We start from the raw sequence: 8,686 nt of genomic DNA, 5'->3' as shown, positions 1-8,686 counted from the left end.
ACGCGGACAATCCCTGTTGCCGAGACAGCACGTCATCCCGATGCTGTTTGTCGTTACGCAACACTATTGGAATCGCGACTTGATGGAATGAAGAACCAGGGATGCGATTCTTCAAGCTGTTCAGGCGGTGGGGCCGCCAAACCGGGACACCGGCCGGAAGGCACCACGGTCCTTTCCGGTTGCTGAACTGTCACGGGTGCGATGCGATTTTGCTGTACTCTGCATTCGGCGGCCCGCGCCGGTGATCGGAGGAACACCGACGCCGGCCGTCATCCTCCGAGGACCCCAAACAGTGCCACGTGACGCGCAGCGGCCACTACCCATACCATCTCCGCCCAAGCGCAGATACCGATAACGGCGCATATGATGGCGGCGCAGCTGAGCTGCCTCGGCTGGAGGAACCGTTACAGGAGGGGTTGTCGAGACGCCACAACGGCGGCTGGCGCTCCAGCACCACACATGGACAGCTCATGTCCTTCCGGTTTACTGGCCTTGCACCACCGCCCCGTTGGCGGGGAGATCCCTGAAGGAGCTCCCCGTATGGCCGGCCGGGATGGCTTGGACTTTGTTTAAAGAAGGTTCTTTCACTGCAGGGCAGGCAGGTCTGGGGGGGACGGACGTCGGCTGGGTCGAGTTCCGGACGGGGCACCAACTATGGCAGGACTTGCCGGAAGGACCGTCCGGCCTTAACGGGGTCGGGGCGGAGACTGCGACAACGAGGGGCTCGATGCCGATCCTGAAGGTTTCCTCCCTGACCGGCAGAGCGTGGGATCCGTGGGCTGATCGCGGCCGACGCGTCCGCCGCTATTCCATTAGTTGAAGAGTGTCCCCGTGCTCAGCGATGTCCCCGGGTTCGATGATTACGTGCTCTGCATCGTGATTGCGCGCTGCTGCCTGGCCCAGGATTAGGGCTTGGTCACGGGAGCCGCCGTACGCAAAGTGCCAGTCGGCTCCGCGGTGGCGGCTCTTCCACACGCCGTCTTCCCAGTAGGTCTCGACAGTCCTAGCGCTCAATGGCCACCTCCTCGACAGAAACGTGATGCACGTCTCATTCTAGCCTGCCTCAAACTCCCAAGGGAGAAATGCCCGCTGGCACGAGCAAGCGCCGACAACGGCGCGCATGTCCTGACCGACGCGGAGGCAGCAACGACCTCCGTCGGCGCACAGGAAAAAGGTCGGACGCAGACCACGACCAACTGAAATAATTGCGTTTTCTGAACATATTCAGAATAATGGAGTCATGACCGTCATCGCGCACAGCCGAACAGCGAGCTCTTCGGACCTATCCCGGAATCCGGCACAGGTCTTCCGCGCCGCAGAAGAGGGTCCCGTAACAATTACGCGGCGCGACGGAGAGCCGCTGACGCTGGTCCGGTCCAGTTCCGTCGAGCGGGAACATGAGGCCCTACGCCTGGCAGCCAGCCTTGTGGCCGCATCCCTTGCCCCCGGTGACTCCAGCTTCGCCGAACGGCTCCTTGTTCCATTCCCCTGGCTGGGCTTCTTGTCGACTCACCAGCGCGAGCAGTTCGCAACCGAAATTGTTGAAGTCTCCCGTGCCTGCGCCTCCATCTCCAGCTTTGACAGACTCTTTGTCGTCCTGGCCGAATGGAGATCAACAGCCGAGGCGATTGCGGCCGGCTACAGGCCCGATGATGAGCTCGACTGGCTGGACGAGCGCGAAACCGTCGATGATCCACGAGCCGGAAGGTGACACCGAAGAAGGAGACAGTCCACCGTCCACTGCGCCGCAGTGAGTACGAAATCATCTTCGGGACCTCTAACTCCCGGAAGGGCTGGATAGACGTTCTCGCCGTGCAACGAAATACCGTCGTCCAAGCCTGGGAGCGGCTGACCCTCGATCCCCTCGCTGACAATCCGATATGTCATGGCATGAAGGGCGATCTCGAGTTCGTCACCCACAAGGGAACAAAGCACCGCCGACGGCAGTACGAGTTGACCCATGGCGCCAGAATCTGGTTCTACGTCGACGGGCGCTCCGTTGTACTGATCGACGTCCACACCCACCACCACAATGCCACAAATAGGTCGAACGCCGATAACGGCGCTTCTGTTCGGTGCAGTACTGAGGTGAAACCAGGATCCGTTGGCGCAGCCCTTACTGAGCGACTAGGGCGCACTTCCCCGGCTAATGCTGGAATTACCGGGTACGCAAGCATTCCAAGCAATCCCAACAAAACAAGGATTCATTGCCCTGCGCCACTGGGAGGACGGACATCGGCCACGTTGAGTTCAGGACGAGACCTGAGGAATCGGAGGGTGTGGCGGAAGGATTGCCCCGACCAGGCTGTGTCGGCTGACACCTCGACGACGATGGGCTCGATAAGGGTCAGCACCGTTTCGTCCTGGCCGGGGTTGAACCTGTCGAGGGTGGTGGATTTGATTCGTTTGGGCCATGGGTGCTCCCCTGCCGACGGCCGGAGCTGGGCGCCCAGCTGTTTCCCGGCCGAGGGTTTGAGCATGGCGGATCGACCGACGATGCGCAGTTCGCCCTCTATGGGCAGGCCGGCCACGACAGCTTCGGGTCTGTCGATCGGGCCGATGACCGCTGCACAGACCACTTCAATCGTTTCTCTGTGCTTGACCTTCAGCCACTGGCGCTGGCCGCCTTCGTAGGGCTGGGCTCGCCCCTTGACCACGAGCCCTTCGATCCCGGTGGCCGGCAGCTCCTCGAACCACCGTGCGGCGGTCTCCGGGTCAGCGGTGACCGGGGAAAGCTCCAGGACTTCGGTCCAGTCTTTGGCGAGTTCTTCAAGCAGCTGCCGGCGGACGTGCAGGGGCTGGTCGCGGATGTCGTGTCCGGCGACGGCGAGCAGGTCGAAGGCCACGAAGTGGGCCGGCACCTGCCGGGCCAGCTGCGTCAGGGCCTTGGTTGCGGTGCTCAGACGCTGCTGGAGGGCGGAGAAGTCCAGCCGCTCCCCCGACCAGACCACGGTTTCCCCGTCGAGTACGCAGCCGGACGGCACCTGCTCCGCGGCCGCGGCGACGAGATCGGGAAAGTAACGGGAGAGGTCTTTGCCTTGCCGGGACCAGATGGAGGCCTCTTCCCCTTCACGGCTCAGAACTGCCCGGTAGCCATCCCACTTGGGTTCATAGACCGAGCCTCCGGGCAGGGCGTTTAGGCGCGGGATCTTCTCCACGGCGCGGGCCAGCGCCACCTTGACCGGCGGGCGCAGGCCGTGCGGGAGCCCGGAGCTCATGCGCCCACCATACAAGCCTCTACGCGGTTCAGAGCCGAGAGGCGATCAGAAGAGAGGATCCATCACCCTGGTCCTGGCTGCACTTCTGATCTTCGGCCTCCTTCGCTTAATTCGAATATGTGTTCTATTTTTAACGCTATGGATCGGGAGGCGCTGGCGCGGCTGGCGGCCCGTTACGCGAGACGGGCCAAGCCGGTGTCGCTGACGCTGGAGGAGCTGGATTTTGAGCACCATCCGGTCACGCGGGTGGTGCCCGGTGTGCCGGTGTGGGCGTGGATCCGGTTCCCGGGTTCGGCGGAGCTGGTGGCCGGCGAGACGTTCGGGTGGACGTTGCGGGCGGTGCAGGTGTGCTGGACGCACGGCGGGATCCGGCGGACGACCTGGGTGTGGGCGTCGGCGGTGTCGCGGCGGGACGATCCGACGGGTAAGACGGCTTTGGGAGAAAGGACGGTAAAAGGGCGATGACCGCGGTACAGGAGCCGGCGGCGCAGCGGACGCTCAATGAGCCGGTCGAGGTCCGGTTCACCCCGCAGGGCGTACCGCTGGCGGTGCGGTGGCGCGGGCGGCTCTGGCCGGTGGCTGCGGAGCCGGTGCACTGGTTCAGCCGGTGGAACTGGTGGGAATCCGAGCTGCCGGCGGGGCCCGGACGCGGGCAGCTGATCGAGATCGAATACTGGCGGCTGCAGGTGCGCGCGACGTCCACGTCCCCGCCGCGCACGCTCGAGGTGCGCAGGCATCCGGGCTGGGAGGGCTGGCACCTGATCCGGGTATCTGATGAGTGACCGGTTTTGGGATAAGCCGTACGGCGCGGCCCTGTTCGAAGAGCGCGCGCTGGCAGGCGGCTGGCGCGCCCGGATCACCGTCCTGAGCCGGCAAAGTGTGGACCCGGGTATCCTCGCGGCGATCCTGAACCAGCCCGGACTGCAAGGCCAGGTTCGGCCGGCCATCACCGGGCGCCGGGACGCGACCGTGGAACAGCTGGAATTCCTGGCACAGCGCACGGGCTCTGCGGTCGTCATCAACAGGATCAGTCGGCCACCTTAGGGCACCGGCCGAGCCGGTCGAGGCCATCCGGGATAACGCGCTCACTCTCGAAGGCAAGGTCTGGCACGAGGTCGTCGAATACGCCGGCCGGGTCCTCGCGGCCCTGGAGCAGGAGATGCGCGGGCGGCAGGGTGCCGGGTGTTAAGTGCGCGGGAGGCCAACCCTGGGGTTGGCCTCCCGCTCTTTCCCCTCGCCAAAAGGGAATTTATGCCGGTCGACGCCGGGAGGTTTGGTGGTGATGAGCTAGTGGTTGTCCGGCGTTTCTTTGGGCAGGCCGCGGGCGACCATCTCTTTGGTCCGGCGGTAGCCTCGGCGATGTACGCTTCGAAGACGTCGGCGCCCACCCGCCATTGGCCGCGGCCGCCGATCTGGATGGCCGGGAGTTCGCCTGAGCGGACCAGGGCGTAGGCCTGGTCCTGGGAGATGTTCAGTTCCTCGGCGACATCGGTGAGTTTGAGGAACCGCCGTTGGGCGGGCGGTGTCGGGTTGGTCATCGTTGTTCTTCCCGTGTGCGTTGTCCGGGGCGCAGGGACCCGGGCGGGGCCGGTTCCCATTTCCTGCCCTGATTGTATTTGCGGGCCAGCCGGCGCAGTTCGCGCAGGGTGGCCGCTTCGATCAGTTCGGAGACCGAAGCGTAGCCCTCGGCCTTCCCGGCGGCCAGGAACGCGGCCCTGACCTGCCCTGCGTCTTCCTGCGTGAAGTACGGGGTAAAGGAAGCCGGCTTACTGGTGCTCATGTACCCTCCTCTCTTGGCCCGGCCGGGCATCTCCCCCCTCGTGTTTCCCCGAACCGCTGGAGCCGGCCGGGGACCTGCCCCTTCTCCCCCGCCGGTGCTGCCGCCGTGGCGTTGGGGGCCGGCAGCCGATAATGCTCCCCCGGGGGAGAGTGTTCAGTCTTGGTGGTCGTCTGCCTGTTCGCCGCCGCCGGAGGCGGTATCCGGGGTTTCGGGCGGTGTGATGCGTTGGAGCAGGGCGTCGATGGTCTGCTGCAGGGTGGCGGTCCTGGCTTCGGCCGCGGCGAGTTCGGTCCTGAGCCGGTTGTTCTCCTCGCGGGCGCTGTCGGCGGCCCGGAGCGCCTCGGCCGCGTTGGCCTCCGCGCCTTCCAGGCGCTGGGCAGCCGCCTGAAGTTCCCTTGCCAGGCGTTCGAGTTCCTTATCTTTCTCGGCCGTGGTGCGGTCCAGGTCGGCGACCAGTTCGGCCAGCTCCTGATCCTTTTCCCGGCGTTCCCCCTCCCACCGGGCCTGCACTGCGGCGTGGCGCTCATCGGCCATCCGGGCTGCTTCCGCCCACACGGTGCCGGCGAGCCGCGCGGCGTGCTCGAGCACCGCCTGCGGGGTGGCGGCGATCTGCGTGCCCGCAGCGGCCTTCTCCTCGCGCCACTGCTTCAGGTATCGGGTGGCGTCCGCATTGGACACCCCGGCCGCTTCACGCACACTGGACACCGTGGGGTTCCGGTCGGCGCTGATCCGCTCCGCCGCCGCATACACCCGCTCTTTTACGGCTTCAGTCACCGCTAACCTCCTGACCGATAGTAGGAATAGTAATAATCCTACTACTACTCCTCCTACTGTCCGTGCTGCCCGTGTGTTTTCGCGGACGGCAGCTCCTCCACCTTCGCAGGTAAGGGCGAAGGGCCGGCGCTCCCAGCCCAGCCCCTTGGATGCGGGTGAGGCAGCCCGGCACCCGGCTCCAGGACGCCGGGCAGCTGCCCCCGCAGCGGGGGCAGCAACCTCCGTGGCCGTCAGTGTTCCTGGCGCCGTGCGGTGGTCGGGGACAGTGTCCCGGATGGCAGTGCCAGTCCCTTGAAGACGGGCTCTTCCGCCGGCGGGTTCCCGGTCTTCTGGCTGTCGGGGATGATCCGGCCGGACGGGTTGGCTTCGATCCCGAACCAGGCGTCTTCGGAGTACTGGTTGGGTGGGAGCCGGAAGTCGTCGGCCGGGTGCGGGATGCTGCCTTTCGCGGGCTGGCGCTGTTGGCGGTGGACGGTGACGGGGTGGTAGCGCAGGGAGGCGCCGAGTTCCTCGACCTCGAGCTCGATGACGGTTCGTTTCTCCCCCGCCCGGGTTTCATACGTGCGGGGTTTCAGGGTGCCGTGGGCGACGACGCGGGTGCCTTTGGTCAGGGATTCGGCGGCGTGTTCGGCCGCTTCCCGCCAGATGGAGGCGCGGAGGAAGAGGGTTTCTGCGTCCTTCCATTGGCCGGTCTGGCTGTCGTAGGTCCTGGGGGTGGAGGCGATGGTGAAGTTCGTGACGGCGGAGCCGCTGGGGGTGAAGCGCAGTTCGGGGTCGGCGGTGAGGTTGCCGATGACGGTGATCATGGTTGTCCCTGACATGGTTTCCGGGTTTCCTTCCTGACGTGCCCTTGCGGGGGCTTACTGGCCGGGGGTGTGCTGGGTGAGGGTTGCGATGGCGCGGTCGATGCAGCCGGGGTTCAGGCCCGACCAGTGGAAGTTCTCGTCGATCACGACGATGGGCGCCTGGGAGTAGCCGAGGTCTTCGGTGACGTACTCCAGTGCGGCGGGGGTTTGTATGAGGTCTACGATCTGCGGTTCGATGCCGGCGGCCTGGAACTTTTCGATGGTCTTCCGGCAGGGGAAGCATCCGGGCTTGGTGTAGACGGTGATGGTCATGTTCAGTCCTGCGTTTCGTATCAGTAATGGTTTCGTTCGTCTGGGGTGACCTTGTGCTTCCATTCTACCTTTCATTCATCTGAATGACCAGCGTTTTGCCGCTTATTTGCAAGGTTTCATGAGAGAATTTAGGTGCGTCCGGGAGCCCGAGGGGGCTGGGGTGTTCGGTCCGGTTAGCCTGCTTGTGAAGCCGGCCCCGCACTCTGGGGAGTCTCCGGTACGGTGGCTGTTTCCGCTGGTGCCCTGTGTCGTCCCCAGCCAAACATTTCTTGTTGTGTTCGCGGTTCACCTCGGGCCGGCTGGCCCGAGGTGATGGGTTGTTTTAGCGGTCCGTGAGGACGGAGAGCAGCTGCCAGCCTTCCGTGACCTGGGCCTCCAGCGCTTCGCGTGCTGCGGCGTAGTCCTCGCCCTCGGCTTGGATCTCTCTGATTTCCATGGGGCGGATGGTGCCCTTCACCTTCACCACGCACCTGATCCTAGAGCTGTTCCCGGCACCGGGCCGGGTTTCGCCGCGTGTTCCCTTGGGCACATTGCCGCGGACTGGCTGGCTGGTCCGCCCCTAGATCCGGGGCGGACCAGCCTACGGATCCGGTTAGTCGAAGGCGGGCCGGTAGGGTCCGCGGTAGCGGGCGGGCAGGTCGGCGGCGGTCTCGGGCAGGTCGGTCGGGCCGTGGGCCTGCCCGTTCTTCCACGAGTAGAAGGCGTGCTCGGTGATCTTCTCCCATTGGGCCGCCTGGGTGCGGTAGAAGGTGCAGGTGACGTCGCCCTCGCAGTAGGAGGCGACGCCGAACAGGTCGCCGATGGCATCGGCGGTGCGGATCGCGGCGATCATGACGTAGGGCCACTGGCCCAGGTCCCAGCCGTCGCAGCCCCAGCTGCCGAGCACGCTCCAGCCCTCGGCCTCGATGGCTTCCATCCAGTCGTAGCCGCCGTTGATGTGGTAGTCCCGCAGCACCGGCAGGTCACGGATTTCCTCGTGGGTGTCGGCGGTGGTCACGGTTTCGATCGCGATGGCGTTCATGGTTTGTGTCTCCTTTGGCGAGGTGGCGGGGAGTCGGGCAGCGGATCTGTACCAGCCGGCTTGTGCCCTTTCCCTCCCCCGTTGTTTTTTGCCTGCTGGCGAAGCAGCGCGAAGCTGTGGCCGTCGGAGCACTGCTCAACCCCGGCAGGGGCAAGGGCACGGGGCATTTTTGGGAGGAAATAAGCGACGAAGGAGCGCCGGAGAAAAATCCCGGGCCCGCAGCCGGGCGCAGCCCGGTTGACGGTGCGCAGCGGGCACGTACGATCCGAAGGACAGCAGCAAAAAAACCAAAGAACGCTTTGACAGTCCGAGCGCAGCGAGGCCCGCTCCCCGATGCGAGCAAGCGAGCATCGGACCCCTCGTCCGGGCCGGCTCCGTCCGGCCCGGACAGCACGCCGCCGGAAGAAACCCGAGCGCTGACCTGGTCCGCGGCTCCTGCGCCGCGGTGAGGGCGGTTAGCCGGCGCCGGGAAGGTCCCGGATGCTCTCGGGGATCCGGATGAAGTCGACCCGGCCCGGCGCTGCCGGATGGTGCGTGGCGGTGCCGTTGAGCATCGCCTCGGCGATGCTGTCGGTCCTGCTGTCCGTGGTTGAGTGGAGGGTGAGAGCAGGTTCGGGCAGGAAGTCCGGGGTGTTCATGCTGTCCTTTCGAAAGCCTGTTCAGTGCGCCCTCTCACTGTATTGGCTGACCTCTGCCGCTTGTGGCATGCAGGGGCTGCGCCCGCGCCAGCGTGTTGGGCCGGCGGCCGGAGGAGCGCAGCGGAGGAGGCCGCCGG

The 8,686-nt window shown here is 65.6% G+C and carries 13 protein-coding genes; 4 read left to right on the top strand and 9 right to left on the bottom strand.

Translation table 11 applies throughout. The annotated features are described in order from the left end of the window. Window positions 1-804 precede the first annotated feature (804 nt). Window positions 805-1,014, bottom strand: a complete 210-nt coding sequence (locus D477_RS06465) for a hypothetical protein (RefSeq protein WP_005268121.1) — start codon at window positions 1,012-1,014, stop codon at window positions 805-807. 226 nt (window positions 1,015-1,240) lie between these two features. Between D477_RS06465 and D477_RS06460 the strand changes: the two genes are divergently transcribed. Beyond that, entirely contained in the window at window positions 1,241-1,711 is a 471-nt protein-coding gene (locus D477_RS06460) for a type II toxin-antitoxin system Phd/YefM family antitoxin (RefSeq protein ID WP_005268120.1), read from the top strand. A gap of 493 nt (window positions 1,712-2,204) precedes the next feature. Here the strand turns inward: D477_RS06460 and D477_RS06455 are convergent, their stop codons facing one another. After that, window positions 2,205-3,218, bottom strand: a complete 1,014-nt coding sequence (locus D477_RS06455) for an ATP-dependent DNA ligase (protein ID WP_005268119.1) — start codon at window positions 3,216-3,218, stop codon at window positions 2,205-2,207. Window positions 3,219-3,356: 138 nt separating this feature from the next. On the opposite strand from D477_RS06455, the gene D477_RS06450 reads away from it, so the two are divergent. From D477_RS06450 to D477_RS06440, 3 genes are read left to right on the top strand one after another with little or no spacing between them, the layout of a single operon-like run. Then, a complete protein-coding gene (locus D477_RS06450; RefSeq protein WP_005268118.1) occupies window positions 3,357-3,683 on the top strand; it encodes a hypothetical protein in 327 nt (108 codons plus the stop codon). Further along, window positions 3,680-4,000 carry a hypothetical protein gene (locus tag D477_RS06445; RefSeq protein WP_005268117.1) on the top strand — a complete coding sequence of 107 codons (321 nt, stop codon included), beginning with the start codon at window positions 3,680-3,682 and terminating at the stop codon, window positions 3,998-4,000. The genes D477_RS06450 and D477_RS06445 overlap by 4 nt, the downstream gene beginning before the upstream one ends. Further along, window positions 3,993-4,262: a hypothetical protein gene (locus D477_RS06440; protein ID WP_005268116.1), complete on the top strand. Its 270-nt coding sequence runs from the start codon at window positions 3,993-3,995 to the stop codon at window positions 4,260-4,262. The genes D477_RS06445 and D477_RS06440 overlap by 8 nt, the downstream gene beginning before the upstream one ends. Window positions 4,263-4,303: 41 nt before the next feature. Here D477_RS06440 and D477_RS23835 read toward each other — a convergent pair whose 3' ends face one another. The 7 genes from D477_RS23835 to D477_RS06405 form a co-directional block, all read right to left on the bottom strand. Then, window positions 4,304-4,756 carry a helix-turn-helix domain-containing protein gene (locus tag D477_RS23835; RefSeq protein ID WP_081608493.1) on the bottom strand — a complete coding sequence of 151 codons (453 nt, stop codon included), beginning with the start codon at window positions 4,754-4,756 and terminating at the stop codon, window positions 4,304-4,306. Next, the gene (locus D477_RS06430; protein ID WP_005268114.1) at window positions 4,753-4,998 is read right to left on the bottom strand and encodes a ParB family protein; all 246 of its coding nucleotides are present in this window, start codon (window positions 4,996-4,998) and stop codon (window positions 4,753-4,755) included. The genes D477_RS23835 and D477_RS06430 overlap by 4 nt, the downstream gene beginning before the upstream one ends. 153 nt (window positions 4,999-5,151) lie before the next feature. Next, complete coding sequence (locus D477_RS06425) at window positions 5,152-5,772, bottom strand: DNA-binding protein (RefSeq protein ID WP_005268113.1); 621 nt, start codon at window positions 5,770-5,772, stop codon at window positions 5,152-5,154. A gap of 230 nt (window positions 5,773-6,002) precedes the next feature. Then, window positions 6,003-6,593 carry a single-stranded DNA-binding protein gene (locus D477_RS21715; protein ID WP_005268112.1) on the bottom strand — a complete coding sequence of 197 codons (591 nt, stop codon included), beginning with the start codon at window positions 6,591-6,593 and terminating at the stop codon, window positions 6,003-6,005. A gap of 39 nt (window positions 6,594-6,632) precedes the next feature. Beyond that, window positions 6,633-6,890: a glutaredoxin family protein gene (locus D477_RS06415; protein ID WP_005268111.1), complete on the bottom strand. Its 258-nt coding sequence runs from the start codon at window positions 6,888-6,890 to the stop codon at window positions 6,633-6,635. 592 nt (window positions 6,891-7,482) lie between these two features. Further along, window positions 7,483-7,911 carry a hypothetical protein gene (locus D477_RS06410; protein WP_005268109.1) on the bottom strand — a complete coding sequence of 143 codons (429 nt, stop codon included), beginning with the start codon at window positions 7,909-7,911 and terminating at the stop codon, window positions 7,483-7,485. 455 nt (window positions 7,912-8,366) lie between these two features. Then, a complete protein-coding gene (locus tag D477_RS06405; RefSeq protein ID WP_005268108.1) occupies window positions 8,367-8,549 on the bottom strand; it encodes a hypothetical protein in 183 nt (60 codons plus the stop codon). Between the last annotated feature and the right edge of the window lie 137 nt (window positions 8,550-8,686).

Origin of the sequence: Arthrobacter crystallopoietes BAB-32 (assembly GCF_000328305.2) — a bacterium.
Taxonomy (GTDB): domain Bacteria; phylum Actinomycetota; class Actinomycetes; order Actinomycetales; family Micrococcaceae; genus Crystallibacter; species Crystallibacter crystallopoietes_A.
This window is presented reverse-complemented; position numbering and strand designations above follow the sequence as displayed.